The following is a 25,552-nucleotide window of genomic DNA, read 5'->3' on the forward strand; positions in this document are numbered from 1 at the left end:
GCGGTGCCGGGCGGCGTGGGGGCGTGCCTGAACTTCCCCGGCACCGCTCAGGTCCTGGCGCGATGAACAAGGTGGTGGCCACGGCCCTCGAGGCCGTGGCCGATGTGCCGGACGGCCGTCGCCGGCGGTGGGCGGTTTCGGGCCGAGCGGCGTGCCGAGAGATCGGCAAGTACAACGGTGCCTCGGCTTCCGTGCGTCCGGACGACCTGGCCGCGCACACGGTCCCCGAACTCCTCGCCGATACGCCCGAGTTGGACACCACATACCTGCAGGAGCCGCAATGCCCTCCCCTCCCTTGCTGCACCACCAGCTCGCCGGCCCGGCCGACGCGCCGCTGCTGGTCCTGGGTCCCTCTCTGGGAACCTCGACGGCCGTTTGGGACCCGCATCTGCCCGCCCTCGCCGACCGCTACCGCGTGCTGCGCTACGACCTGCCCGGTCACGGCGGCTCGCCGGCCGGCCTGCTCAGGGGTCCCGAGCCGGACCGCACGACGGTGGAGGACCTCGCCTCACTGGTGCTCGCCCTCGTGGACCACCACGGTCATGACCGGTTCCACTACGCGGGCATCTCGCTCGGGGGAGCCCTCGGCGCGCATCTCGCCGCCCGTCACCCGGAACGCGTCGCGTCCCTGGGGCTGTTCTGCTCCTCCGCCCACTTCGGGCCGCCGGAACCGTGGCGTGAACGCGCGGCGCTGGTACGCCGGCAAGGGACCGAGCCCTTGCTCGGCAGCATGCCGAAGCGCTGGTTCGCCGATCCCGGAACAGCCGAGACCTCCCTCGGAAGCACCCTGCTGAGGAACCTCGCCACAGCCGACCCGGTCGGCTACGCGGCCTGCTGCGACGCCCTCGCCGTGTACGACCTGCGGCCCGAACTGGCCCGCATCTCCGCTCCCACGCTCGTCATCGGCGGCCTCCACGACACCGCCACCCCTCTGCCCCACGCCCGGGAGCTCGCGGACGGGATCCCCGGCGCCACGTTCAGGAAAGTCGCCACGGGGCATCTCGCAGTGGAGGACCCCAGCGCCGTCGGGACGGCGCTGAGCACCCACCTCCGCACGACCGACAGCAGGCCCGTTCCCAGCTGAGCTCACGCAAGGAGGCAGCGTCCGCCGCAGGCACCATGCGTCCAGCCCGCCATGAGGCCCCGACCGGCGTCAGAACCGACGACGAAGCCGATGTCCCTCTTGCACGGGTCCGGAACCGGCGGCTCCGCGACCGCCTGAGCCCACCGCGCCTCGCCGTGCTCGCCCTCGCTTGCCACACCGCCGCGGAGCGCTGCGACCGCTCCGACTTCCCGCCGTACCAGGCGAGTTGCTCCTGCACCCGGTGCCTTACGTAGATGTCGCGCCGGGTCACGAACGACTTGCTCCGCACCGCCCGCATCACGTCCGTGATCCGCCCCTCCCCGGCGGGCTGCGGACCACGGCGCGCGGCGTCCCAGCCGGCCCTGCGCAGTTCGCGCATCCCGTCCTCGAGACGGGTGGCTAACAGCGCCTCCGGATTGGGGACCCCGACTCTGAACTCGCCGGCGGCCGCCATGTAGAGCCGGCACAGGCTCTTGACCATCTCGACCGCGGCCCGGTGCGCGTGGTAGTGGACGCAGGATCGCCTCCAAGCGGTGTACAGACCCGGGCCCGAGTTGGCTCGCGACAACGACCTGTCCCGACGAGCACACACCGACTCTGGAGCCGTGGAACCTGGCGCCCCACCCGACGTGACAGTCGGCCGCAACCCTGCCCACCTGTAACGATCTCCGCCACGTACGAGCCGAAGGGCTTGTCGGGAAGTACGAGCCGAAGGGCTTGTCGGGAAGCTGACGGGCCCTCATGCAATATCGAGAGGTAAGAGGCAGTGATCGTTCGCGCCACAGGTAGGGATCTATGGGAGCTGAGCTGCGCCCTCTTCCCTGCTGGCATGTAAACGAATATCATCAACCGTCAAAACGCATCCAGGCTGGGGGAGTTCATGGAGCCTGAGTCGCAGACGCGAATACGGCGCAATGTGATCTTTTTTGCGATCCCTCTTTTTCTTCTCGGGGTGGCGGCGTCAATGCTGATATGGGGCATTGTTAGGAGTAATCTACCTCAATCTGCGCGCTCTGCTTGGCCGTGGAAGTTGACGCTCTTGGATGTGCAGTCGGCAACCACTGCGACTACCGTGACTGCTGGTCTGGTTTTTGCACGTGCTCAGTATGCCTCAGTAGTGCGGCCGATTCTGGGATGGACCGGGCGTGTTGTTGAAGTGTCAGACTTTGGCGAGAGCCTTGCGTGGGTGGTTCGACTGGTCAACGGAGCTTCGACTGCGGCAATAATTCGTGAGCCGAAATATCAAGTGATACTAAGAAGTTCTGGTGCTTCCCCATCTACCCCCGTGAATGCGTCATGGCTGACCCGTGATGAAGCAATTTCCGTGCTGAGTGGCTTGGGGTTGATTTTTGGGCGTGATTACGAGTTGAGAAATGTCGGACCTGCGTTCCCTCTGTCTAGCTCGATCGAAAATGCAGGGCTGCTCGCGTTGTTTACCCGAAAGGCGATGGCTTTGATTGAGGATGTTCTCGTCAGGGTAGACGCTACAGATCAGGCCGGAGATACACATCGACGGGTGGTTCACTGTATGCGAGGGGCAATAAGAGAACCCACTTCCCCCAATGTGGACTAATGGCGGGTATCTAGCCTCATCGTGAGGCCGATAACCTTTCAGTACAGGACACTATAAACATGGAAACCATGAAGTCATCTGTGGTCGCGAACACCGTGAGCGCCGCGACCAAGTGGCCGGTGGCGCTTGCCGCGATCGACCCTCGCACCGCCGCCGCCCGCCGGACCACCGGTCGGCTGCTGCAGGTTTCCGGGTCGGTGCATGTCAAGTCCGCCACCTTCAACTCGACTCTTTAAAGGCGTCTGTTGATACCAGATCAGGCAGATCGACGACTGCTCCGGACTCGCCGTCCGGAGCGGCACGTCAGGTGTTCGATCGAAGAGATTCTCGATCTTTCGCGCGTGGCTTCGACTTCAAACCTGCCCTAAGGTGAGCAGGTGACAATTGCGCTTCGGCAGCTGGTACTCAAGGTCTACAGCAGATGCGATCTTGCCTGCGATCACTGCTATGTCTATGAGCACGGTGACTCCACCTGGACTTCTCTGTCGAAGGTTATTTCCGAGGAAACCGCGGATCAAGTAGCGCGGCGTTTCGCCGAGTACGCGAAAGATCAGAAACTCGAGGAAGTCCTGGTCGTCCTCCACGGCGGTGAACCGCTCCTCGCCGGGCCCAAACGCCTGCGATTCATCTGTGAACGCCTCACCGCGCATCTCTCGCCGGTCGCATCCCTTGACCTGCGCATCCATACCAACGGCGTCCAGCTGAACCGCACGAACCTGCGGCTCTTCGACGAGCTCGGCGTCAAGGTCGGAATCTCTCTCGACGGCGACCGCACCGCGAACGACCGGCACCGCCTGGACCGCCGGGGCCGCAGCAGCTACGACCGGGTACTGCGTGCCGTGGACCTGTTGCGTGAGAACGAGTTCCGCCATCTGTACCTGGGCCTGCTCTGCACGATCGACATCGCCAACGACCCGCTGGCCGTGCACGACGCCCTGACCGCGCTCGATCCCCCGCGTATTGACTATCTGCTTCCGCATGCGACCTGGGACCACCCTCCCGGCCGTCCCGCCGATGGTCCCGCCCACACGGAAACGCCCTACGCCGACTGGCTGTCGGCCGTCTTCGACCGCTGGGACGAACAGGAGCAGGCCGTCCCCGTCCGCTTCTTCGAGTCCGTGCTCTCCACCTTGCGGGGCGGCCCGAGCCTCACCGAGTCACTTGGGCTCGCGCCATCCGATCTGGCCGTGGTGGAGACGGACGGCAGCTTCGAGCAGGCAGATTCGCTGAAGATCGCGTACGACGGTGCAGCCGCCACCGGATACGACGTGTTCCGGCACGGATTCGAGACGCTTGCCGCGCATCCCGGTGTGCTGGCCCGCCAGTCGGGTATCGAGGGGCTGGGGCTTGCGGCCAAGTGCCGTTCCTGCCCGGTGGTGGCCTCCTGCGGAGGCGGCCTGTACGCGCATCGCTACCGCACCGGCTCCGGCTTCGACAACCCGTCCGTCTACTGCAGCGTCATGCCGGGCGCCACTCTGCTGGTCCATGCCTCCCTCGGCGGGACAGGCTGCCGCCCGCCGCCGTTCGCCGCGTCCTCCAGGAGGTCCTTGGGCCCGCTGGGCTCTCGTCGTTCCCGCGTCCACGCCCGAGAACTCCGACACATCCGATTTATGAATGAGTTCTAGTGTTTGTCGCAGCACCCTCGGCCACGAGAGGAGTGTTGACGGCGAGACGGGGACGGAAGCGCCGGCTTGAGCTGGAGACGGAGTACTGGCGGCTGATCCAGGCCGGTATTGGCACAGTCGAGCGTGCAAGATCGTCGGGATCGGCCGAAAGACCGGCTACCGGTGGCGGGCGGAGAACGGTGGGCTGCCGCCGGAGCGGCTGTGCCAGCGCATCGCGACGCTACGCGAACGCGGCCTGAGCGTCCGGACCATCGCCGCCCGCCTGAGCAGGGCGCCGTCAACGATCAGCCGCGAACTGCTGCACATCCTCGCGCACGACGGCGGTGTGTACGACGGCGACCTCGCGCATGCGTGTGCCCGCCAGCGCCTGCGATGTCCGAGGACTGGCCTGCTGCTACCTTATGCCGATCTACGCGCTGAGATCCCGGCAAAGCTGGAACTGGAGTGGAGCCCGGAGCAGATAGCCGCGCATCTGCGCCGTACCTGTCCGGCCGGCCCGAGTGGCACCTATGCCACGAGACCATCTACCAGGCGCTCGACCAGGGCGCACTCCGCGGTTCGTCGCCCGGCGCTGCCGAGCGTCGTGAGCCCATCGGGGACTGGGAGGGCGATGATGGCCTGCCACCACCAGATCGCGCCCTACCTGCGCGAGGGCATCTTGCTGGTTTACCCTGCAAGCCCTTGGCAGCGCGGCACGAACGAGAACACCAACGGACCGCTGCGGCAGTACTTCCCCAAGCGCACCGCCCACATGTCGCCTGCCGAAAGGGAGGCCGGCCGGACGGCGATGAAGCCGTACGATCCACGGCAGACGCCGCTGTCCGACCATTGGCGTCCTCGCCGAGCACGTGCGACGCACACGGGGCGTACCGCAGTGCACATCCGCAGACGTCGTTCGCGGTCATCGGGCGGCGGGCGACCTGGCTCATGGACGGGCACGACCCGCGCTGCCACCTGGGGAGCGGTCGCCGCTCGAAGCTGTACGCGCAGGGTGCGCGGGTGACATCGCCCGCGAATGTCTTGAATTGGGCGGCGCGTGACCGGAGGTCATCGGGCACATTAGGAATCCGATCAGGCCAGGGGGGTGCATGGAGTCGGCGGGCAAGGATTCGCGACGCATGCAACAACAGGGGATGCAGGGGCCGTACTTCTTCCTGAGCTACGCGCACACACCCGCCGACCCTGACGGGCTCGACCCCGATCACTGGGTCCACGTCCTCTTCAAGGACCTGTGCCGGGACATCCTGCAGCTGACCACGCTGCCGGGCGCCGCGCACGCCGGGTTCATGGACCGGCAACTGCGTGCCGGCGACGGCTGGCCGGACAAGCTCAGCGAGAACCTAGCCACCTGCCGGGTGTTCGTCCCGCTCTATGCGCCCCGGTACTTCAGCAGCATTGAGTGCGGACGCGAATGGTACGCGTTCAACGAGCGGGTTCTACGCGCGCGGAGGACCGGGCAGGGCGACTTCTCCGCCATCGTGCCCGCGCTGTGGACCCCGGTCCCGCTCGACGACCTGCCGGAACCGGCCCGGCACATCCACGTCGACCACACCGAATACGGCAACGAGTACGCGCGGGACGGCTTCTACGGGCTGATCAAGGTCAAGCGGCTGCACGACGCCTACGAGGAGGCCGTCTTCCGGCTCGCGCGGCGCATCGTCGACGTGGCCCGCACCTCCTCGCCGCCGCCGTGCGAGCCCCTCGACTACGTATCCACGCCGAGCGCCTTCAAGCCGCACGGCACCGGCGCCCGCTCCATCCACCTCACCGTCGCCGCACCCACGCGCTACACGCTGCCCGAGGACCGGGCGCCCGAGCCGTACGGAACGACGGCGCAGGACTGGGGGCCGTACCACGACGAGACCACGCGTTCGCTCACCAAGGTCGCCGGTGAGCAGATCCGTTCGCTCGACTACCAGTTGACCGTCTCCGACTTCGACGAGACCACCGTGGCCGAGGCAGCAGGGGCCGCACCGACGGGCGCCGACAGGCCGCACATCCTCCTGCTCGACTTCTGGGCACTGGGTGACGAAGGGCGGCGGCAGCGGCTCGCCGCGTACGACGCGGCCGCGCAGCCATGGACCAGCATGGTCGTGCCGCGTTGCCGGGGCGATGCGCAGAGCCAGGGCGAGGAGGGTGAGCGGCTGTTCAGCCGTGTCGGAGACACCCTGCCCACGCTCACCGAGCGGGGCAGGCTCTCGGGATGCCGTACCGCCGTCGAGGGAGTGCCCACCCTGGATGCCTTCACCCATGTGCTGCCGAAGGTCGTCGCCGAGACCACCAACCGGTTCTTCAGCCATGCCAAGGCCCACCCCCCGGCCGGGGAGCGTCTGCCGCGCCCCTGCCTCACCGGCCCCCCGCTGTGGTCCTCGGCGGCCGAGACGCCACCACCCCCTGCGCCTGGAGGATCCGCATGAACGCGGCCCGCGATGGACGGATCATCACCTTCTACTCGTACAAGGGCGGCACCGGGCGGACGATGGCGCTGGCCAACACCGCCTGGATCCTGGCCGCGAACGGCAAACGGGTCCTCGTCGTGGACTGGGACCTGGAAGCGCCGGGCCTGCACCGCTTCTTTCACCCCTTTCTCGACCCGAACGTGCTCGGGGCGACCAGCGGCGTCATCGACATCATCACCGAGTACTGCTGGCAGGCCACCACCAAAGGGCCCCGCAACGGGCCATGGCACCAGGAGTACGCACGCGTCGAACCGCACGTCGTCTCCCTCACACCCGAGCGGCTGGGCTGGCGGTTCCCGCCCCAGGCCACGCTCGACTTCCTCTCGGCGGGCCGGCAGAACCGCGAATACTCCACGAGCGTGTCGTCGTTCGAGTGGGACAACTTCTACGAGCGGCTCGGCGGCGGGCTGTTCCTCGACGCGTTGCGCGCCGACATGAAGGCCCACTACGACTACGTCCTCATCGATTCGCGCACCGGCCTCTCCGACAACGCCGACATCTGCACCATCCACATGCCCGACCTGCTCGTCGACTGCTTCACCCTGTCCGACCAGGCCCTGGACGGAGCCGCCGCGATCGCCCGCAGCGTCGAGGCCGGGTACCGGGGCCGCCCCATCCGCGTCCTGCCGGTGCCGATGCGGATCGACGAAGGGGAGAAGGAGAAGGTCGACGCGGGACGCGCCCTTGCCCGCCTGAAGTTCGACGGGATGCCCAGGGGCCTGACGGGCGAGGAGCTCACCGCCTACTGGGGCGCCGTCGAGATCCCGTACCGGCCGTACTACGCGTACGAGGAGACCCTCGCCACCGTCGGCGACGAACCAGGCCTCGCCAACTCGCTGCTCTCGTCCTTCGAGCGCTTGACCGCGGTCCTCTCCGACGGCGAGGTGACCACGCTGCCACCGGTCGCCGAGCAGGTGCGGCTGCGGTGCCGGGACGCCTTCCTGCGGCGGCGCCCGCACACGCCCACCACCGAGGTCACCCTCGTCTATGTCGCCGAGAATCGCATGTGGGCCGACTGGATCGAGTCCGTCCTCACCCGCGCCGGATGCCGGGTCACGCTGCGCGACCTGTCCCACGAAGCGGCCGCGGACGCACCGGCCGCTTCCGCGGCCGACGCCCGGACGCTGGTGCTGCTCTCGCCGTCCTTTCTCAAGTCCCGGCGGGCCGAGTCCAGATGGCGCCTTCTGGCACAGAGCACCGGCCTCGGTGGCCACGACCGCCAGCCGTATCCGCTGCGCATCGAGGACGCCCGGCTCACCGCCGCGTATCTGGAGTACAACCCCGTCGACCTGAACCGTGTCGACGAGCAGCAGTGCCTCGCCGCGCTGCTGCGGTGCGTCGACCTGACACCGCAGGCTCTCGACGGGGCCGAACCGGGGCCGCGCTTCCCCGGCAAGGTGCCCGCCATCTGGAACGCGCCGTTACGCAACACCACCTTCACCGGGCGCGACCCGGTCCTCGACCAGCTCCGCGACCAGCTCTCCGGCGGCGTGTCGGCCGTGCTGCCGCAGCCGCAGGCGCTGTACGGACTCGGAGGCGTCGGCAAGACGCAGGTCGCCATCGAGTACGTGCACCGGTTCCTCGCCGACTACGACATCGTGTGGTGGATCTCCGCCGAGGAGACGGAGCAGGTCGTCGCCTCACTGGCCGAACTCGCCGGGCGGCTCGGGGCTCCCGCGGACGACATGGCGCTCGCCTGCTCCGAGGCCATCCGCCTCCTCAGCCGCGGCACCCCCACCGACCGGTGGCTGCTCGTCTTCGACAACGCCGACGACCCCGCCCAGCTCACCCGCTACTTCCCCTCCGCGGGAAGCGGGCACATCCTCGTCACCTCGCGTAACCAGGCCTGGGCGCAGCACGGCGCCTCGCTCGCCGTCGACGTGTTCCTGCGCGAGGAGAGCGTCGAGCACCTCACCCGGCGCGCCCCCGCACTGAGCCCCGCCGAGGCCGAGCAGGTCGCCGCCGCCCTCGGCGACCTGCCGCTCGCCGTGGAGCAGGCCACGGCGTGGCTCGCCGAGACCGCGACGCCGGTCGAGGAGTACCTCGCCCAGCTCGCCGCGCAGACCGCCGACGTCCTTGCCCTGATGAACAAGGCGCCGGGCTACCCCGAGTCGGTCGCCGCCACCTGGAACGTCTCCATCGCCCGCCTCAAGGAGCGCTCACCCGCCTCCGTGCGCCTGCTGCAGTTGTGCGCGTTCTTCGCCCCGGGACCCATCTCCAACCAGCTGCTCTACAGCCGCGAGATGATCGAGGCGCTCAAGCCGTACGACCCCGCACTGCAGGAGAAGCTCGTCCTCGGGCGCGTCATCCGGGAGATCGGCAGGTTCGCCCTCGCCAAGATCGACCAGGTGGGCAACAGCATCCAGGTGCACCGCCTCGTCCAGGTCATCATCCGCTCCCAGCTCACCGAGGAGGAGCAGCGCGAGGCTCGGCATGTGGTGCACACCGTCCTGGCCGGTGCCAGGCCCGAAGACGACGAACCGATCGACGACCCCGGCAACTGGCCGCGGTTCGACCTGATCTGGCCCCACCTCAGTGCCTCCGACGCCCGGCACTGCACCGAGCCCGAGGCCCGCAGGCTCCTCATCGACCGCGTCCGCTACCTGTGGCAGCGCGGCGACTTCACCAGCGCCCACCAGCTCGCCGAGGACCTTCTCGAGGACTGGCGCGGGTCCCTCGATGAGGACGACGTGCAGTACCTCTACCTGCGCGGTCAGCTCGCCAACATCCAGCGCTCCCAGGGTCGGTATATCGAGGCCCGCGACATCGACACCGATCTGCTCGCCCGGCAGAAGGCCGTCCTCGGCGACAGCCACCCGCACACCTACGTCACGACCTCCAGCCTCGCCAGCGACCTCGCCGCGCTGGGCGCCTACGAGTCGGCCGTCGAGCTGGCCCGCGAGGCGCATAACGGGTTCAGCCAGATCTTCCAGGGCCCCCACCCCCGCACCCTGTCCGCCGCCAACAACCTGGCCCTCGCCCTGCGCATGGTCGGCCGCTACGGCGAGGCGCGCGCCCTCGACCAGGAAGTCCTGGACAGCGGTATGGAGGTCCTCGGACCCGACCACCCCTACACCCTCGCCTCCGCTGCCGCTCTCGGCCGCGACCTGCGCGAAGTCGGCCGCTACGGGGATTCCGTGGCGCTCCTCTCCCGTACGTACGACTCGCACAAGCGGATACTCGGAAAGTCCTTCCCGGGCACCCTCGCCTGCGCCAAGTCGCTCGCGGTGTCGCTGCGCCGCGACGGGCAGTTCGAGGACGCGCGGCGCCTGACCACGGCCACCCAGGCCGAGTACCACACGCAGTACGCAGCCCCGACGCCCGACAGCCTGGCCTGCGACCTCAACCTGGCCGCCGACCTCTTCGCCGCCGACGAACGCGAGTCGGCGCGTCGCGTCGCCGAGGAGGTACTGGCCGAGTACATGAAGGTGCTGGGCGAGATGCACCCGTACACCCAGGCCGCTCTGAACAATCTGGGGGTGTTCCACTGGGGGTGCGGGGATCCGGAGAAGGCAGCTCAGGTGCTGCGGCGTGCGCATGAGCGGATGACCGAGGTGCTCGGGGCGCAGCATCCGCACACGCTGTTCTGCGGCGTGAACCACGCCAACGCCCTCGCGGATCTCGGACGGTTGGAAGAAGCACACGACCTCGAGGCGGCCGCGGTGGCCGCGCTGCGGACCGGACTGGGCCCGCACCATCCGGAGACTCTCGGCGTGATCACCAACCATGCCCTCACGCTGGCCGCCCTGGGCCGCAAGAGCGAGGCGCACCGACTGCGCGACGACGCGCTCACTGAACTGCGGGTGCTGCTCGGCGAGGACAACGGCATCGTGCGGGTCGCGTCGGACCAGCGGCGGATCTACCGGGATCTGGAACCGCTGGCCGTGTGAGGCCGGGGCGCCCGACATCCGGCGGTGCCGGCGGCCAGGCGTCGCCTCATGCGGGCGCGCCGCCGTCCACCAGCCAGCGCAGCACCGTGGGCAGCGCCCGCAGCGCGGCGAAGTGCGCGGCGGCCGGTTCGAGGACCGCCTGCGCGCTGGGCATCCGGGCCGCGAGCCACGCCGAGTGCGACGCTGGCGAGAACACGTCCCGCCGCCCGTGCCACAGCAGCACCGGCACCCTGATGTCCGCCGGGTCGAACCCCCACGGCTGGCACAGCGCCAGCGCATCATCGATCCAGCCGTACGGGGAGCGCCGCACCGCCTCCGCATAGGTGCGCAGCAGCATCGACCTTAGCCCGGCGTCCGACAGGATGCGCAGGTCGTCGTCGGTCAACGCGTCTCGCAGCGCCTCGATGAGCTGGGCCGGGTCGGCGCGGATGGCCTCCGAACGGGGGATGATCCTCTGGGCGAAGCCTTCCGGGTCCGCCGCGGCGGTGCGGAAGTCGTCGATGTTCGACCGGGCCATCCCCACGAACCAGTCGAGGCCCTCCGCGTCCACTGGGGCAAGGCCCCCGAGCGCCGCCGCCCGCGTCACCCGCTCCGGCAGCAGCGCCGCGCAGGCCAGCGCGTGAGGAGCCCCGGCCGACCGCCCCACGACCGCGAACCGGTCGACCCCCAGCGCGTCTGCGACCGCCACCACGTCGCGGGCCACGTCGCAGACGCGCCGGCCCGGCTGCCGGTCCGAACCGCCGTACCCCGGGCGGTCGTACGAGATCAGGCGGGTGCGCCGTTGGTACAGGACCATGCCGCGCGGCCGCGGCCCCACGCGGCTACCGGGCATGCCGTGCAGCAGGAACACCGGCCTCCCGTGCGGATCCCCCGTCCACTCCACCCTCAGGTTCCGCCCGTCCCCAGTACGCACCCATTCACGCACGCCGCCCTCCCCGTATTCGCCCTCGGTGTGCCCATCGTTTCCTTACCCGGGATGACGGTGGCAGCCCAGCAAGTTCTCGCTTTGGCCATTTCCAGTGACCTGCCGGAACGAACGGATCGAGTGCAGCGCTGCAGAGCTCGTACCTGCCGTGGACTGGTCAGATCGGGTGCGGGTCCAGTTCAAGACCGGCTCCTTTCGCCGTCCCGCAGTAGACCGGTCAGAGGACTCTCCGCCCTCAGCGCCGTCGACAGTCCCTCCAGCACCTGCGCCGTCAGGCGAGCCCGCTCCTTCTCATGCTCCGTGCGGCGCAGAGCATGTCCAGACAGACACTGGCGTCCAGGGCGGTCTCATTGAGCGAGGCCGCGGCCTGGTGCCAGTCCACCGATGCCGAGTCGCGGCCCGCCCCCTGAAGAAGGTCCGCCGGCCGGATTGAGAGTGATATCTGGCATCCCATCAGAAAATGCGGACTTACGGACGCGATGAGCTCGGAGCAAAGCCAGGTCAGCACCTCCGAGCAGGGCCGATCCATGGAGTCGAAGCGGCGGGCCGGCGATGCCGCAAGAGGGCGTCGCGGGCGCGCTCGTCCCGCGCGGCAGCGGAGGATCGAGCGACGGGTCAGAGTGTGCTGCCGCTCCCGTGAGGGGCGTACAGGTCCAGCAGTCGGATCCGGGCCGCCTGGAGGCGGTGGGCGAGCACCCGGCCGACCCAGTGGTTGATCGATGAACCGAACGCGGGGTCGTCGTCCATCATCATCCGTACGCTCACCGCGTCGAACTCATAGGTGCGCACGGGAGTCATGGCCTCCGCGCCGAGCTGCCAGAGGTACGGCGGAAAAAGCCAGGACCAGCCGACCAGCTCGCCGTGACCCAGGGTTTCGACCACGACCGTACGCCCGCCCGGCACATGGAATTCGAGCGTGACCGCGCCGGAGCGGACGATCCAGAAGCGGTCCGCGCGGGCGCCTTCGCCGAAAAGACGCGCGCCCTCGGGAAAGTTCACCTCGCGCGCCAGCTCCATCAGGCGGGCACGGTGCTGTGCCGGCAGGGAGGCGGCGATCCGGGTGGGGGAAGTGATGCTCATGGCAGCCCTCCGGTTTGAGTCCACTTTCCAGTGTCACCCCGCGCGGCCCCGCCCACGAGGCGGAGCGGATCCGGTCCCGTCAGGGCGTGACATCGATCATGGCGACTCACGGCATCGACAGCCGACGCAGGCGGCGCCGTCCCACGTGGCGGGGCGTGACGCCGTGGGCGCCCAGCACCGCCAGAGCCGTCCCGCATACCTTTCGACAGGTATGCGGACGGCCCTCGGTTGGCCACGCTTCGTCTACGCCTCGATCCATCGCCTCAGCGCCTCGAACGTGTCCTCCGGCGTCGTGTTGAAGCACAGCCGGATCCCTGGCGCCGCCTCGGTGAGGACGTTGACCAGCCGCTCGAACAGCAGGGTGTTCTCCGGCAGCATTCGTACCCCACCGCCGATCATCGCCAAGCCGAACGCATGCTCCTGGAGCTGCTTCCGGACGGTCGCCTCGGCGCGGTCGGGAGAGGTGTCGATCAGGCACGGAACAGCAGCGAACCCCGCTTCGCGCAGCGCCGCGTTCGCAGCGTCGATCCGAGCAGTGAATACCGCCTCGTCGACACCGTCGGGCATCCGGCTGTAGTCGAGCGCACTCGGATGCAGCCCGATGGACAGCACCTTGGTGTCGCCCGGCAGCGGAGTCGAGGTCGTCGGTCGGCCCATGGGCGGTTCCCTCTCTGCTCCCGTCACGGTGATCTTCCCGGTGTATCACGGATGTTGGGCACAGGGCAGGGTGATTCGTTCTCAGGCTGCGCGATGAAGCGGGTCGAGCGTGTGCTCGGGTCGTGACCGAGAGTAGTTGGCGGCAGCGGTGAGGTTTCGCCGCGGTCGGCTTGGTGAAATCGCCCAGCAGCCGCTGGTCAGGGGAGTGCGGTGGTGGTATGGCCACCTGTGACCCGAAGAAGGTCCAGTTTCCCCGCGTCGCTGCTTCCGGTCGCTGCCGTATAGGTGACCATGCGCAGGTTGGCGCCGGGGGCGATGAGGACGTCGCAGTCGAGCAGGAAGTCGCCGATCTCCGGATGCCCGGTCGTCTTGCGTCGCTACGGGCGGGCACACGGTCTCGCACGTCTCGGCGGACCTCGGCTCGCTGGGCAGCGTCCGCTCGGCCGCCACCGAGATCTGCGACCGGCTCGATCGCGGCGAACTGCCGCCGCTGCGCGCTTCGTGTGCGACGCTGTCGCCTACAATCCGGGGTTTGTCCCCGGCACCAGCCTCGCCCGCAACGCCGAATCCGTCTCCCGCTTCGCGATGCGGCGCATCCTGCCGGTGATGACCACCCTCACCCCCTTCGCCAACAGCCGCAACGCCGCGGGCCGCTACCTCGCCGATGTCGTCCTCGGCACGACCCGGGCGCCGACCGGCTCCTACGTCGACCGCAGCAGTGTGGACCGCTCGTCGGAGGAGTCCTACGACCCACGGCGCGAAGACGAACTCTGGGATGCCGCCGAACGGTTCACCGCGGCCTGATCAGCCAGGACGGATGCGCTCTCAGGTGACGTGGTGAGCGGCTCTCTCCGATAGATCGAGCAGTGACCGAACGGCCTGACTGGCACAGTGAACACGACCCCTGACGATCAAGATTGTCGGAAACCTTTGATCATGAACACGGGTCGCGTTCGCGAGTCATCATCGGTGATCGGTGTCCTGCGGCGCCACTGGGCAGACAGCGACACGTGGCGTTCTTCCGAGCGCATCGGCCCAACTCGGCTTACTCATAAGGCAATTGAGTGAACGGCGATTTGACAGTGGTGCAGTGCCCCCTACAACCTAGCGGCATGACATTCATTTTCAACAGCGGGGGATAGTCATGCGTGTCGCCTTCGTCGGCAAGGGCGGCAGCGGCAAGACCACGTTGTCCGCCCTCTTCGCCCGTCAATTGGCGCACTGCGGCGCGCCCGTCGTCGCCATCGACGGCGACATCAACCAGCACCTGGCCGAGGACCTCGGCCTGAGCGACGGCGAATCCTTCACTGCCCGCCCCTCGGTTCACGCCTGGGGGAGATCAGGGAATACCTGCGCGGCGGCAACCCGCGCATCGCCTCGCGCGAGGCGATGGTCAAGACCACGCCGCCGGGCAGGGGTTCACGCCTGCTGCGCCTGCTCGGCCACGAAGCTGTGCACGGCCACCACGTGCACGGCGTCGGCGGGGTGCCTCTGATGGTCAGCAACGCCACTGCCTGGGCCGACCAGGCCACCGGCACCGACCTTGCCGCCCAGGTCGACCATGGCTCCGGCACGGTCCTGCCGCGCTGACGTCGACCGTGTGAATGGCTCCGCCACTGCCCCTCGTACCGTCACGACCCACCGAAACGAACCGAACGACAGGACAGGTATCCCCATGTCACTCGACGTCTCCCCGAAGCTGCTCGCCGACGCCGAACGCGGTGAGGTCCGCGAAGAGGACTTCGTGGAAACCGTGCGCACCTCGCTGCCGTACGCCTACACACTCATCGCGAATCTCGTCGACGATCTGCGCGACAGCACGACCGAGTTCGCCGACAACCACACGCCGCCGCCGTCCGAGAAGGAGCGCGGGCAACTGCTGAGGGCGCTGTCCAGCGATGCCATCCGCGGCAGCCTGGAACGGCACTTCGGCGTGACACTGGCCTTCATGAACTGCCACCGGGTCGCCGTCTTCCGCCCCGAGGCCGTTGGTGGCGAGACGCACACCCGGTTCACCTCACTCCGCTCCCAGATCCTCAACCAGTCGCCCGAGTTCCGCGACTGCTGATCGTGGCATGTGGCGGGCCTGCCGAAACGGGCAGGCTTGCCGCACCCGAAGGGCCGGAGGGCGGTGAAGTCTCCACAGGGAGCCCGGAGCGTGCCTCCTGCGTCGGTCATGGACCGAGCGCGTCGTGGTCACGTTGCGCCGGGACGTACGGAGGCGATTGCTGGCGGTCGCGGCGGGGCCGGCGATCGGTCTCTGCTTGTCAGGGGCGCCTCGGCTGGTGGGCCGATGGGTGTACGGCCAGCAGGTGCCTCGGCGGGCGGCGCCCCTGGGGCAGTCCGTCGGCCAGCCATGCGGCCAGGGCCTCGGCGTGTGCGGCTGCGGTGAGAGGGCCGAAGGTGAGGGCGGGGCCGAGGGGCGTACGGTCGCGGCTGCAGGGCTGCACGACCACGCGGACGCCCGCGCGGGGCACGCTGTTTCCCTCGTGATGCGGGCAGTAGAGGTGGCGTCCCAGACAGGCGGTACTGATCAGCATCCCGAAGTTCGACTGCCTCGCCGCCGCGCGGAGAGGTTCGAGAACGCTCTCGTCAGCCCCGCCGCACCCCTCGGACGCCTGACAGGCCGCCACCGTGAAACCCTCGGCGGCCACGCGTGCGGCGCGAGCGGTCCGGCCGCTCACCTGACAGCCGTTCCCGTCAGAATCCGGACGTCCAGATCGGCCACCGATGCGTGGGCGAGCAGGTCGGCGAACCGTGCGCGAATCCGCTCGACAGCGGCGGGAGTCAGCCCGGCCAGCAGGGCGCGCGTGCCGCTGCCCACCACCAAGTCCCAAGCCGTCTCGAGGGTCAGGGGAACATCGAGCTTTCGGCGTACGACGTGAGGATCCGTGAGGCCGAGAGCCTTCAGCCAGGCGGCGAGCTTCTCGGCGGTCTCGATCCTGGCGAGTCGGGCCGACGGCGGGGAGTCCGGCCACGCACGTTCTGTCTCGACCGCACTTTTGAGTGCCTGTCCCCAGTCGCCCAGTGCCCCCTTCTCCCAGACTGTCACCGTGAGGCGTCCGCCGGGACGCAGCAGGTTGGCGAGGGCGGCGGTGTCCCGGTCCATGTCGGGGAAGAAGAACACCCCGAGCGCGCACTGCACCAGGTCGTAGCCGTTGCCGGGAGGGCTCCACGTGGTCACGTCGTGGCTGTGGAAGTAGATGTTCTCCAGGCCTTCCTGCCGTGCACGGCGCTCGCCGATGTCCAGCAGTGGGCGGGCGAGGTCGACCGCGTCGACCGTTCCGCCCGTGCCGACTGCCCGTGCGGCGGGCAGCGCCGACGCCCCGGCCCCGCAGCAGGCATCCAGCACGAGTTCGCCGGGCCTGGCAGCGGCCGCGGCCGCTGTGGCCTCCCCGACCGGATCCCAGAGCAGTGGCGACCAGCGGTGGAACTCCTCGGCGCCGGCGCTGAAGACGTCTCCGATGGTGCTGTACTGCGGTGCGGTCATACGAGCTGGCTCCCCCCACAGGTGATGGCGCCCACAGATGGAAATGGTTTTCGTTAATGGACTCTAGCTCCTGGTCCGACTTCTGCACAGCCGGTCGGGAGAACGAGGGGCGGGGCAGCCACTCCTTGGCGATGTCCGTCGCTCTCGTCACGTGGCCCGGTCGCGGGGACCCCGACGGCCGCTACGCCCGCATTGTGGACGGCCCAGACGTCGGCACGTCACCGGCAGATTCCGTGGCTTCGCGTTTCACGTGAGGCGGGAGCGGCCGGCCACGGTCATCGAACGTCCCCTGCTCAGGGGTTCGCTCCGCAGCCGAAGGGCGCCTCAGTGCGACGGGGCTGCGACGGGAGTCGTTGAAGAGGACTATGGAGCCAGCAGCGCCGGCAAGTCGATCGCAGTCGCGGTAGGACGTCCGGAGACCCTCCATGTGCACTGCACACGCTCCCCACTGCGATCACAGGCACCAGCACGGCGCGAGCCGCTGGCTGGCCCAGGGCCTGCTCGCCGAGCTGCACGACCGGCTGCGCAGGCGGATCCGTCGGCAGGAGGGCCGCGATCCGCAGCCGCGCGCGGGGATCGTGGACTCGCAGTCGGTGAAGGCCGACGCTACGGTGCCGGCCGGCTCAAGGGCTAGAGGCGGCGGGAAATAGGCCAACGGGCGCAAGCGCCACGTCATCTGCTACTCGATCGGCCTGCTGCTGGTCGTGATGGTCACCGCCGCCCACGTCACCGACCGGAACGCCGCCCGCACGCTGCTGGCCCGGGCATGAGGGCAGTGTGGCGGCCACGGCCCGGTCCGTGGTTGTCGTGGCCTGTGCAGCGCCGAAACGGCTCTGCCATGCCGGGCTCGGTCGGCGCCAATTGCGTCGTTCGCCATCGCCGCATTCGCCGACCGGATGTGTACCCACGCCCTGACGTGACAGCTCCGGCTGGTGAACCTGAGGCGGCCGGTTCCTGTATGAGCCCGACGGGGTTGCCGTCCGCGTGCTGAACCTGAGGCGATTGGCTTGCCGCCGCTGACGTCCGGGGTCGACGACGTCGTGTGCAACGGCAACTTCCGCAACCGCTTCGTTGTCCGGACGGCCGCGCAGCGGTTGAAGGCGGCCGGGGGGTCGTATGGCTCGGCCTGAGCCGATCCGGGGTAGATCCAAAACCCGCATATTACCGAGCGCTGCCGTTGGCGGAGCCCTCCATCTGAAGCGCGCAATCCCAACTCATGGGACTGCGCGGCACCAGTTGGCCGACGAGCGGCTCTATTTCTTTCAGCACATCACCCTTAAATCGCTGACGGTTTGTGCTGCACCAGGGAATGGTTCAATTCGCAGTGGGATCCTGCTGTGAGGTGGGCTGAGTCGGCCGCTCGTCCTAGCTGGCAGCCGCCGTGTAGAACACGGATGCGCCCCGCTTGACACGTTCGGCGACGCCCTTGGCGACCAGCCCTTCCACGGTGGTCCGCACGACCGTGGCCTTGATGGTGCGGTCGGGATGAGCCTCGGCGAGTGCGGTGGCGATGTCCGCGGCGGAGCGGGGTTCGGACTGCTGGCCGAGGTGGTTGCGGATGAGCTCGACGAGGGTGGGCGCTGCGGCTGCTGTGGCCGCCTTACTCTCCGCCGCCTTGGCGACGGTCTTCTTGGCCTTCGGTTTTGTTGCAGCGGCTTTCTTCTGCTTGCCCGGCTTGGGTTCGGCCACGGCCTGCCGGGGCACCGACGCAACCGCGGTATCACTCGATTCCTGATCGGGACCGGTCGCTGCGGGACTCACGCCGCCGAGGGCCTGCTGCATGCTCACCAGCAGGGCCTGGTCATGCTGCAGGGCGCGCAGCTGCTCCGTGAGGTCGACTACCTCGGCACCGATACGTTCCTGTTCCTTGGCGTTCCGCTCGAGATCCGCTTCCAATTGAGCGGCGTAGTGCGATTTCAGCTCCGTGGTCTCTGACTGGACTTCGGTCATGGCGGTTACCTCTCCTTGGTGCACGGTGTAGTACTGGGGGCGGATCGTACCCACATCAGCTGGCCATGAGCTATGCGTGTACCCAGGCTGGTGTCTGGGAGTTTTGCCGCCCGGACCGTAAATTCCGTGCTGTATAAGCCTCGAGAGGACTGCGTCGAGCGGCGTTGGCTGCCCCCTATCGAGTGGTGTCTCAATCTCGTCTTCAGGGTGAGTATTACGGGAAGTCTGAACCCGGATCCACCGGTTCGTTTCTTCACTCGGAGATCACTTGTTCCACGATCGCGTGCCGCCGGTGGTCCCGCTCGGCGTCCGTCAGCGGCAGGTGGCTGTTGGTGAACGCGGCGTGGTAGCGCCAGGCGGTGAACAGCTCTCCCGGAGAATACGGCAGGCACCGTGGCGTACGAGGGGTCGCTGACCAGGATCGCGCCGTCGGAGGTGGGCCCCAAGCCCGCCCGGCCGATGGTCGCCAGCGATCACGTGAGTGTCTACGTCCCAATGGCTGCTGGAAGACCGTGCCTGCCGTGTCGGATCATCCCCCATGCCCGCCCCGCTTGGCCAACTCCTCGCCGCGCCATCGCTGACGCGAGAAAGCCCGGGTCGCCGTCCTGTGCAGGACGGCGACCCGGGACTCGGTGAGACGCCGGAATCAGCAGGTGTCGCACTGCTGGGGCAGGGTGTCCCAGAAGGAGGTGTCGGCCTTGCTGATCGATCCGTCGGCGACGGCTGCGATCGTGGCCTCCATGGTGACGACGGACTGGTGGATCAGGTACCCGTTGGACTTCTGGCCGAGCACATAGGGCGCGTACTCGTGGTCGCTCATGCCCCGCATCTCGAAGAGGAGAGTGGCGATCCCGTACTCGGCGGCCATGCCGTTGCGGCCGATCGTGTTGGCCGAACCGCCGTCGTACCGGCCGATGTGCCCCCATCCGGTACGGTCGACGTTCTGGTAGACGACGGCGCCCAACTGCTTGGACCTATCCACGAGTTCGGGCGAGACGTCCGGGGTCGTCGGGTACAGGATGGAGCCGGACACCAGGTCCCCGTTCACGCGGGACTGGGTGCCCTGGTGGTGCAGGTCGATCGCGTAGTCGATGTCGTACACGCTCAGCACGTTCTCGTGCAGTGCCCGCGTCTCAGGCTCGGCCTTGGCGACGTGGTCGCGGTTGAGGTCGACCTCGTTGGCGTTGTAGCGGGTCAGGTGACGCTCCCCGGCGGCGAGGTAGTCGTCGAGTGGGAAGTTGACGTCGCCCATGGCGCCGTCGGCATTGAACATGGGGATGAACAGGACGTTGACGTCCTCGAGGAGCGACTCCTTGGACGGCGAGCCGAGTGACTTGATGGTGTGCAGCATCGCCTCGGTGGTCAGCTGCTCGTTGCCGTGCTGCTGTGCCAGGTACAGGATCGTCGGGTTCGCGGGATCGCTCACGTACTTGGCGAGGTGGATGTCGCGGCCCTTGACGGTCTGGCCGATGACCTGGAGCTCCATGGCGTCCTGCCGGGCGTCCTGGGTTTTCAGGAAGTCCACGACCTCGTCGTAGGTCGACAGGATCGACGTCCTGATCGTCTCGTTGCCCTGATAGTCGGGGCCTTCGCCGACGGCCGCGGCATTACCGGTGAACACGGTGCCGGTCAGCAGAAGCGCCCCTGCGAGGGCGGCGGTACAAGCGGATCTGGCGATGCTGCGCATTTCGAATCCTTGTCTCGTCATGTCGGCCCGCGGCGGCCGGCGGCCGGTCTTCATCCAGAGGACTGGAAAAGTGCCCCCCTCTGCGATCATGCACCTGACAGGTAGCCGGTCTGGTCCGCGCTGGTTGGTGGGTGGGCCGGCACCGGCCGGCGTCCGTGGGTGTGCCCGGAAGCCCGGCGGCCGGTGCCGGCGCGCGGGGGTCAGATGTGGGCGCCGGGGCTGACCGTGAACGTCGCGGGCCCGGCCGGCAGGTTCACCGTGTACTGGCGCAGGTAGGTGTCCAGGAACGGCGAACGGGCACCGGCGGTGGGGAGGTCGTCGGCCGGGTCGTCCAGGGCCAGCTTGAGCTGCGCGCCCTTCACCTCGATCGTCTCGCCGGACGGCGTGTCGCGCCACGAGCCGGTCTGGATGGAGCCGATCTCCACGGCCAGGACGTGTCCGGCCGTCAGGGTCCAGTCGGTCGACTTGAGGTCGACGGTCAGCCGGCCCGAGTCCAGCAGGGAGACCTGCTCGTCGAACATGACGGCGGTGCCGTCGGGGGCGACATCGTACAGCTTGAGCATGACATTGCCCTGGCCCTGGGCGGTCAGGGAGACCTGCGGGGTCCCGGTGATGCGCACGGCCTGCTCGACCGGCTTCGACCAGACGAAGAAGCTCGACGTGACCTCACCGGAAGCCTGCTGCTTCGCAATGCCCTTGGCCAGGCCCTTCGGGGCCCGCTGCTCGGTCGCGGGCGCGTTCTCCATGTCCCACTCGCCGGACGGCTGCGCGGGAGCCTGCGGGGCAGCCTCGCCGGAGGCGGTCAGGGCCGCGCGGGCCAAGGCGCCGCCGTCGTCCACGTAACTGCCCCCGCCCAGCGGGAGGGTGACGGAACGCTCCACGACCGGCCAGGTGTCCTGGGCACGCCAGGCGCCGGTGTTGTCCTCCATTGAGTAGGCCGGGTAGTGGACAGTCGGCTCGACGCCCTTGAGGCACTGGTCGTAGAAGGAGAGGGTCTCCTCGTACCAGCCCTCGCGGCCCATGGCCAGGCGCCCGTCGGAGACGCGGTCGCCGCCGCGCACGTGGTCCCACTGGCCGAGCCACCCGCGCTCGGGACCCGTGTGGTTGTCGAGGTACTCCTCCATCTCCTCGGGCTTGGTGTTGTTCTCGATGAAGCCCTGGGTGACGAACAGCGGGGTGTCGGATCCCTCGGCCATCTTCGCCAGGTCGCGGGAGGCCCAGTGCTCGCCCCACTGGTCGGCTATCCGGTACCCGGCCGAGTTCTCGGTGAGGCACTCCGGGTGGGCGTCCTCGTACGCGGCGTTGGCCAGATAGTGCGCGTCGTCGTCCGGCAGCTGGTCGAACGTGGCGATGGAGTTGTACGCGTTCGCCGTGCCGGTGACATTCGGGCGGGGCACGCCGTTGGAGTAGATGTACTGGTACATGTCCCAGACGGGCTCCTGGGCGACGACGGCCTTGAGCGCGTCCTGGTCCAGGTTGTTGGCGATGAGGCCCGTGACGGCGTCGTACGACTTGCCGTACATGCCCACCGCGCCGGTCGACCACGGACGGCTCGCGGCCCAGTCGACCGCGGCCTTGACGTCGGCCTGCTCCCCGGGGCCGGCCCAGTCGAGGCAGCCGGTGGAGCCGCCGAAACCGCGCAGGTCCACCATGACGAAGGCGTAGCCCTGGTTGAACAGGTCGGTGCCCTCGATGAAGTCCTGGAAGCGGGATGAGGGGCCGGTGTGTGTCCAGCCTTCGGGACCGGTCTGCCCCGCGTGTCCGAAGTAGGGGCCGACCGACAGGATGACGGGTACCCGCTCACCCTCGCCCAGTCCCTCGGGCAGCAGGACGTCGGCGTGGAGTTCGGTGCCGGAGTCGTCCGAGGACGGGAAGTAATGCTGCGTCCAGACCGAGCCCTTGGGGACTCGGTCGTTCTCGTCGTGCGTGACGGGGTCGGTCGCGGTGGCGACCGCCCCGGTCTGGGACTGCGCCGCGGCGGCGGGTTCTGACCCCGCGTCGGGCGCCGCGGCGACGGGGCCGACGAGCGTGCCGGTCAACGCGAGGGTGGTGACGAGGACTAAGGCGGCCCGGGCGGCCGAGCGGCGTGCTCTCACATGCTCCTCCGAAGTGGTCGGTTCGGGGTGGTGCCGGTGGTGCCGGTCGAGCAGCAGCCGTCCGCCTGCCGCCGCCGAGGGTGACGACGGGCGGCCGCGCGCACGCGGAGCGCTGGAGTAGCAGGGGCATAGCGTGACCGCGGGCGCGGGCTGGAGCCGATGGCGGGCGAGCCTATGATCATGTTGAAAGCGCGTCAACGCCACCGCGTGACAGGCGGGTTACTCATGGGTGGTGGGGTCGGCCTTCGCGGCAGATGACGGTCGGGGTGGTCCTTGTGGGCGTGAGGGAGGCGCGTGTGCCCGACCGGAAGGCAGGGGAGCCCGGGGGAGAGGTGTGGTCGGTGCCCGGTGACCACCGCGTGAACTGCGCGTGTGCGTACCGGCGAGCGCGCCGGATTCCGTGGTGAGGGCGGTATGCGATTTCGGAACAACGCTGTTCACAGGTGTCCCTCGGTCACCTAGTGTGACGTACGTACACCCCTGGGAAGTTCTGAGCGACACCTGAGGAGTAGTGAATTGTCTGCACGCAGATGGATCGCCACGCTGGCGAGTACGGCTCTGACAGCCGGACTCGCTACCGCCGCCGTCACCGCTACCGCGACCAGCGCGGCCGCGATCCCGCCCGTCTCCCACTGCGGCACCGAAGCCTCGGGCTCCGGCAGTAACGGGTTCGTGAACCACGACCAACTGACCTCTGCGCTAAAACAGCTGGAGACCAGCACCGGCGGCACCGTCGACGTCGACGTCGCCGGGTACTCCAACCAGGGCCGCGAGATCCATATCGCGCGCGTCGGCGAGGGCGACAAGGTCGTGTTCGTGCAGACGCAGATCCACGGCAACGAGATGCACGGAACCGAGGCCGCCCTCGAACTGCTCAAGCAGTGGGGCTCTGACAGCCCGGCCGCGCGCGAGCTGCGCCAGAACGTCACCGTGGTCGTCATCCCCCGTCTGAACGTCGACGGCGGCGAGCTCGACCAGCGGCAGAACGCGATGACGTGGGACGAAGTGGTCGCCGACTTCCCGCAGCTCGAGGGCGTGGCCCCGGCGTGGAACTACAACACGCGCGTCGGCGGCTTCGACGTCAACCGCGACTTCAACCCGGACCTGGACTACGTCCCCGCCCCGGAGGACTTCCCCGGCAACAGCGCGGACACCGGCTGGTACATCACCCCCGAGGCGCAGACCTCCCGGAACGTCTACAAGGCGCTCGAGGAGGAGTTCGGCACCGTCGACTACTTCGTGGATCTCCACAACCAGTGGTCCTGCTACGCCACCGACGACCTGGAGAACATGTCTCCCCTGTCGATATCGGCGAAGTTCATCGACAACCCTGCCGAGTTCGGCAACTGGCCCGAGTTTGACATGAACGCATCAAAACGGGCGAACGTGGCCGTCCACCAGGCCCTGCAGGGGCGGGGTGAGTCCGGCTTCGGTGACCTGACCCTGTATCCGCAGGACACCAACCTGCCGGGCACCGCGCTGGGTTCCTACCAGCTGCGCGGCTCCGCCGTCGTCCTGTTCGAGACCTCTTCTCAGACCCAGTACGACGGCATGAAGCGCAACGGCATGCTCACCCAGCAGATCGAGGCCGGCCTCGGCGGCCTCGTGGACGCCGTCGCGGACAGCTCGATCGACGCCCTTGACGAGAGCCTGTACGACACCATCCCGCAGCGGGTCTACCTGCCCGCCGACTGAGGCATCGAAGCCCGAACCGGTCGGGCTCCGCAGCCCGCGGGCTGCGGAGCCCGCATCGAAGCCCCTGCATGTTCAAAATGGCCAAGGCCTCCGCGGTCAAGTCCCGTTCGCAGGCGTTCAACCAGCTCAAGGCCGTCCTGGTCGCCTCCGACGCCGCCCTGCGCGAGGCGCTGACCGGCCGGAGCAATCCCAAACTCTCCGAGCTGGAAATCGTGCTGGCCCGCCTGCGCTGGGATACCCGCACCCGCACCCGCGCCTACGTCGAGCGTCGCATCGCCGAGGGTGAGACCCGCCGTGAAGCCATCCGCTTCCCTGGCGGTGAGGCGCTCGAAAACCAGTGGAGCAGCGCCGCTGTGCGCCACTACCGTGCTGCCGAACCAAGTCGTCTAGTCAAGGACATGCCGTTGTACACCCTGTGAGACCTCCCGAGCGCTGATTCGTGGCGCGTCGCGCGTCGTGCGCCGCGCTCCTTTTTGCTGCGGACTTCTCACTGAAACCGGTGTACTTCTGTGCTCAAAAACTGGGTGGTCATGCCCACCTGCCTGCCGCTCGTTCGCCGCCGTTGCCACGCGTGCGCGTCCGAGCGCTTCCGGGCAAGCGGTAAATTTCGCGTCAACGCAAACCACAAGCTCATCGACGCCTGGCTCCTCGCGCTCTGTACCGCTTGCGGGGAAACTGCAAAGCTCACGGTCCTGGAGCGGATGAATGTGCGCTCCGTACGACCTGAGCTGCTGGACCGGCTGCATGACAACGACCCTGGCCTGACGGCTGAGCTGCTCCAGGATCCGGTCGTGCAGCGCCGTAATCGCATCGCCCTCGACTGGGACAACGCCTGGCGCCTCGACACCGGCGGATCGGATCACCTGGACCGCGAGGTGATCGACGTCTCGGTCCGCTTTGCGGCGCGGATCCCTGTCCGGCCGGTGCGACTGATCGCTGAAGGTTGCGGTCTTTCGCGGGCTGAGGTCGAGAGACTGATCACGGAGGGGAAACTCGTTTCGGCAGTCCGGCTGAGCGGCAAGCTCTCCGGGGACTTCACCTTCACGCTCAAGCGCTGAAGATCCGCCAGGACTTCGGCCGGGCCACGCTACGCTCGACCTGGGTCTGCGCCACGCCGGCGTCCTCGGCCAGAGGACTCCGGTGCGGCGTCATCGTCGTTCTGCTCCGGACCGCTCGGGGGCTCAGGCAGCCGCCAGCTTCTGGATGCGTGGATGGTTCTCCAGCGCCCACCGCACGGTCTTCGGCGGGCGCCCGAGCAGGGTTTCCAGCTGGTCGGTGACGCCGCGGTATCCCCCGCCGCCCATCAGCCGGGTCAGGGTCTTCAAGTGCTCCGCAGTGTGC

Annotated in this window: 20 protein-coding genes and 3 pseudogenes; 14 read left to right on the forward strand and 9 right to left on the reverse strand. The window is 68.4% G+C overall.

From position 1 onward, the window contains the following. Positions 1 to 280: 280 nt before the first annotated feature. Positions 281 to 1,084: an alpha/beta fold hydrolase gene (locus tag H1D24_RS40440; RefSeq protein WP_181662764.1), complete on the forward strand. Its 804-nt coding sequence runs from the start codon at positions 281 to 283 to the stop codon at positions 1,082 to 1,084. On the opposite strand, the gene H1D24_RS44345 is transcribed toward H1D24_RS40440, so the two are convergent. After that, positions 978 to 1,676 (reverse strand): SLATT domain-containing protein, encoded by a 699-nt coding sequence (locus H1D24_RS44345; RefSeq protein ID WP_374064765.1) that lies wholly within the window; start codon positions 1,674 to 1,676, stop codon positions 978 to 980. The genes H1D24_RS40440 and H1D24_RS44345 overlap by 107 nt on opposite strands. A 1,049-nt stretch (positions 1,677 to 2,725) precedes the next feature. Here H1D24_RS44345 and H1D24_RS40450 point away from each other — a divergent pair. From H1D24_RS40450 to fxsT, 6 genes and pseudogenes are all read left to right on the forward strand, one after another. Next, positions 2,726 to 2,893: a hypothetical protein gene (locus H1D24_RS40450; protein WP_181662766.1), complete on the forward strand. Its 168-nt coding sequence runs from the start codon at positions 2,726 to 2,728 to the stop codon at positions 2,891 to 2,893. A gap of 141 nt (positions 2,894 to 3,034) precedes the next feature. Next, positions 3,035 to 4,114 (forward strand): annotated as a pseudogene (locus H1D24_RS40455) (FxsB family cyclophane-forming radical SAM/SPASM peptide maturase); the annotation flags it as partial. 586 nt (positions 4,115 to 4,700) lie between these two features. Next, positions 4,701 to 4,819, forward strand: a pseudogene (locus tag H1D24_RS44355) (IS30 family transposase); the annotation flags it as partial. A 291-nt stretch (positions 4,820 to 5,110) separates the two neighbouring features. After that, positions 5,111 to 5,440, forward strand: coding sequence for an AAC(3) family N-acetyltransferase (locus H1D24_RS43885; RefSeq protein WP_309484632.1), 330 nt, complete (start codon positions 5,111 to 5,113; stop codon positions 5,438 to 5,440). Beyond that, entirely contained in the window at positions 5,401 to 6,699 is a 1,299-nt protein-coding gene (locus H1D24_RS40470; protein WP_181662768.1) for a TIR-like protein FxsC, read from the forward strand. The genes H1D24_RS43885 and H1D24_RS40470 overlap by 40 nt, the downstream gene beginning before the upstream one ends. Further along, positions 6,696 to 10,631 carry an FxSxx-COOH system tetratricopeptide repeat protein gene (gene fxsT, locus H1D24_RS40475; protein ID WP_181662769.1) on the forward strand — a complete coding sequence of 1,312 codons (3,936 nt, stop codon included), beginning with the start codon at positions 6,696 to 6,698 and terminating at the stop codon, positions 10,629 to 10,631. Before H1D24_RS40470 ends, fxsT begins: the two co-directional genes overlap by 4 nt. Positions 10,632 to 10,677: 46 nt before the next feature. Here the strand turns inward: fxsT and H1D24_RS40480 are convergent, their stop codons facing one another. The 3 genes from H1D24_RS40480 to H1D24_RS40490 all read right to left on the reverse strand — a co-directional run bounded on the left by H1D24_RS40480 (position 10,678) and on the right by H1D24_RS40490 (position 13,293). Then, a complete protein-coding gene (locus tag H1D24_RS40480) occupies positions 10,678 to 11,556 on the reverse strand; it encodes an alpha/beta fold hydrolase (RefSeq protein ID WP_309484631.1) in 879 nt (292 codons plus the stop codon). 615 nt (positions 11,557 to 12,171) lie between these two features. Further along, positions 12,172 to 12,636 carry a Crp/Fnr family transcriptional regulator gene (locus H1D24_RS40485; protein WP_181662770.1) on the reverse strand — a complete coding sequence of 155 codons (465 nt, stop codon included), beginning with the start codon at positions 12,634 to 12,636 and terminating at the stop codon, positions 12,172 to 12,174. A gap of 243 nt (positions 12,637 to 12,879) precedes the next feature. Further along, positions 12,880 to 13,293, reverse strand: a complete 414-nt coding sequence (locus tag H1D24_RS40490; RefSeq protein WP_181662771.1) for a hypothetical protein — start codon at positions 13,291 to 13,293, stop codon at positions 12,880 to 12,882. A gap of 501 nt (positions 13,294 to 13,794) precedes the next feature. On the opposite strand from H1D24_RS40490, the gene H1D24_RS40500 reads away from it, so the two are divergent. The 3 genes and pseudogenes from H1D24_RS40500 to H1D24_RS40510 all read left to right on the forward strand — a co-directional run bounded on the left by H1D24_RS40500 (position 13,795) and on the right by H1D24_RS40510 (position 15,361). Beyond that, positions 13,795 to 14,097: a Rossmann-fold NAD(P)-binding domain-containing protein gene (locus tag H1D24_RS40500; protein WP_181662772.1), complete on the forward strand. Its 303-nt coding sequence runs from the start codon at positions 13,795 to 13,797 to the stop codon at positions 14,095 to 14,097. A gap of 340 nt (positions 14,098 to 14,437) precedes the next feature. Further along, positions 14,438 to 14,802: pseudogene (locus tag H1D24_RS40505) on the forward strand (nucleotide-binding protein); the annotation flags it as partial. A gap of 166 nt (positions 14,803 to 14,968) precedes the next feature. Then, on the forward strand, positions 14,969 to 15,361 hold the full coding sequence (locus tag H1D24_RS40510) for an SCO5389 family protein (protein ID WP_181662773.1): 393 nt from the start codon (positions 14,969 to 14,971) through the stop codon (positions 15,359 to 15,361). A 199-nt stretch (positions 15,362 to 15,560) separates the two neighbouring features. On the opposite strand, the gene H1D24_RS40515 is transcribed toward H1D24_RS40510, so the two are convergent. Next, positions 15,561 to 15,977, reverse strand: coding sequence for a hypothetical protein (locus H1D24_RS40515; RefSeq protein ID WP_181662774.1), 417 nt, complete (start codon positions 15,975 to 15,977; stop codon positions 15,561 to 15,563). Continuing rightward, on the reverse strand, positions 15,974 to 16,783 hold the full coding sequence (locus H1D24_RS40520) for a class I SAM-dependent methyltransferase (RefSeq protein WP_181662775.1): 810 nt from the start codon (positions 16,781 to 16,783) through the stop codon (positions 15,974 to 15,976). The genes H1D24_RS40515 and H1D24_RS40520 overlap by 4 nt, the downstream gene beginning before the upstream one ends. Positions 16,784 to 17,208: 425 nt before the next feature. On the opposite strand from H1D24_RS40520, the gene H1D24_RS40525 reads away from it, so the two are divergent. Beyond that, complete coding sequence (locus tag H1D24_RS40525) at positions 17,209 to 17,433, forward strand: hypothetical protein (RefSeq protein ID WP_181662776.1); 225 nt, start codon at positions 17,209 to 17,211, stop codon at positions 17,431 to 17,433. Between the two features lie 715 nt (positions 17,434 to 18,148). Here H1D24_RS40525 and H1D24_RS40530 read toward each other — a convergent pair. The 3 genes from H1D24_RS40530 to H1D24_RS40540 all read right to left on the reverse strand — a co-directional run bounded on the left by H1D24_RS40530 (position 18,149) and on the right by H1D24_RS40540 (position 22,516). Further along, a complete protein-coding gene (locus H1D24_RS40530; RefSeq protein ID WP_181662777.1) occupies positions 18,149 to 18,733 on the reverse strand; it encodes a hypothetical protein in 585 nt (194 codons plus the stop codon). Between the two features lie 646 nt (positions 18,734 to 19,379). Next, on the reverse strand, positions 19,380 to 20,420 hold the full coding sequence (locus tag H1D24_RS40535) for a M14 family zinc carboxypeptidase (protein WP_181662778.1): 1,041 nt from the start codon (positions 20,418 to 20,420) through the stop codon (positions 19,380 to 19,382). A 200-nt stretch (positions 20,421 to 20,620) separates the two neighbouring features. Further along, positions 20,621 to 22,516, reverse strand: a complete 1,896-nt coding sequence (locus tag H1D24_RS40540) for a CocE/NonD family hydrolase (protein ID WP_181662779.1) — start codon at positions 22,514 to 22,516, stop codon at positions 20,621 to 20,623. A 516-nt stretch (positions 22,517 to 23,032) separates the two neighbouring features. On the opposite strand from H1D24_RS40540, the gene H1D24_RS40545 reads away from it, so the two are divergent. The 3 genes from H1D24_RS40545 (at position 23,033) to H1D24_RS40555 (ending at position 25,269) form a co-directional block, all read left to right on the forward strand. Continuing rightward, the gene (locus H1D24_RS40545) at positions 23,033 to 24,211 is read left to right on the forward strand and encodes a M14 family zinc carboxypeptidase (protein WP_181662780.1); all 1,179 of its coding nucleotides are present in this window, start codon (positions 23,033 to 23,035) and stop codon (positions 24,209 to 24,211) included. A 77-nt stretch (positions 24,212 to 24,288) separates the two neighbouring features. Then, positions 24,289 to 24,630, forward strand: a complete 342-nt coding sequence (locus tag H1D24_RS40550) for a hypothetical protein (protein WP_181662781.1) — start codon at positions 24,289 to 24,291, stop codon at positions 24,628 to 24,630. 90 nt (positions 24,631 to 24,720) lie between these two features. Further along, the gene (locus H1D24_RS40555; RefSeq protein ID WP_181662782.1) at positions 24,721 to 25,269 is read left to right on the forward strand and encodes a DUF1062 domain-containing protein; all 549 of its coding nucleotides are present in this window, start codon (positions 24,721 to 24,723) and stop codon (positions 25,267 to 25,269) included. The last annotated feature ends 283 nt before the right edge of the window (positions 25,270 to 25,552 follow it).

It is taken from the genome of Streptomyces himalayensis subsp. himalayensis (assembly GCF_013778455.1).
In the GTDB taxonomy this organism is placed as follows: domain Bacteria; phylum Actinomycetota; class Actinomycetes; order Streptomycetales; family Streptomycetaceae; genus Streptomyces; species Streptomyces himalayensis.

What these genes read in the sequence shown, in the direction of transcription:
- H1D24_RS40440 (WP_181662764.1), top strand. Translation starts at nt 281, where the DNA reads ATGCCCTCCCCTCCCTTGCTGCACCACCAGCTCGCCGGCCCGGCCGAC.
- H1D24_RS40450 (WP_181662766.1), top strand. Translation starts at nt 2,726, where the DNA reads ATGAAGTCATCTGTGGTCGCGAACACCGTGAGCGCCGCGACCAAGTGG.
- H1D24_RS40470 (WP_181662768.1), top strand. Translation starts at nt 5,401, where the DNA reads ATGCAACAACAGGGGATGCAGGGGCCGTACTTCTTCCTGAGCTACGCG.
- fxsT (WP_181662769.1), top strand. Translation starts at nt 6,696, where the DNA reads ATGAACGCGGCCCGCGATGGACGGATCATCACCTTCTACTCGTACAAG.
- H1D24_RS40485 (WP_181662770.1), bottom strand. Translation starts at nt 12,636, where the DNA reads ATGAGCATCACTTCCCCCACCCGGATCGCCGCCTCCCTGCCGGCACAG.
- H1D24_RS40490 (WP_181662771.1), bottom strand. Translation starts at nt 13,293, where the DNA reads ATGGGCCGACCGACGACCTCGACTCCGCTGCCGGGCGACACCAAGGTG.
- H1D24_RS40510 (WP_181662773.1), top strand. Translation starts at nt 14,969, where the DNA reads ATGTCACTCGACGTCTCCCCGAAGCTGCTCGCCGACGCCGAACGCGGT.
- H1D24_RS40520 (WP_181662775.1), bottom strand. Translation starts at nt 16,783, where the DNA reads ATGACCGCACCGCAGTACAGCACCATCGGAGACGTCTTCAGCGCCGGC.
- H1D24_RS40525 (WP_181662776.1), top strand. Translation starts at nt 17,209, where the DNA reads ATGTGCACTGCACACGCTCCCCACTGCGATCACAGGCACCAGCACGGC.
- H1D24_RS40530 (WP_181662777.1), bottom strand. Translation starts at nt 18,733, where the DNA reads ATGACCGAAGTCCAGTCAGAGACCACGGAGCTGAAATCGCACTACGCC.
- H1D24_RS40535 (WP_181662778.1), bottom strand. Translation starts at nt 20,420, where the DNA reads ATGCGCAGCATCGCCAGATCCGCTTGTACCGCCGCCCTCGCAGGGGCG.
- H1D24_RS40550 (WP_181662781.1), top strand. Translation starts at nt 24,289, where the DNA reads ATGGCCAAGGCCTCCGCGGTCAAGTCCCGTTCGCAGGCGTTCAACCAG.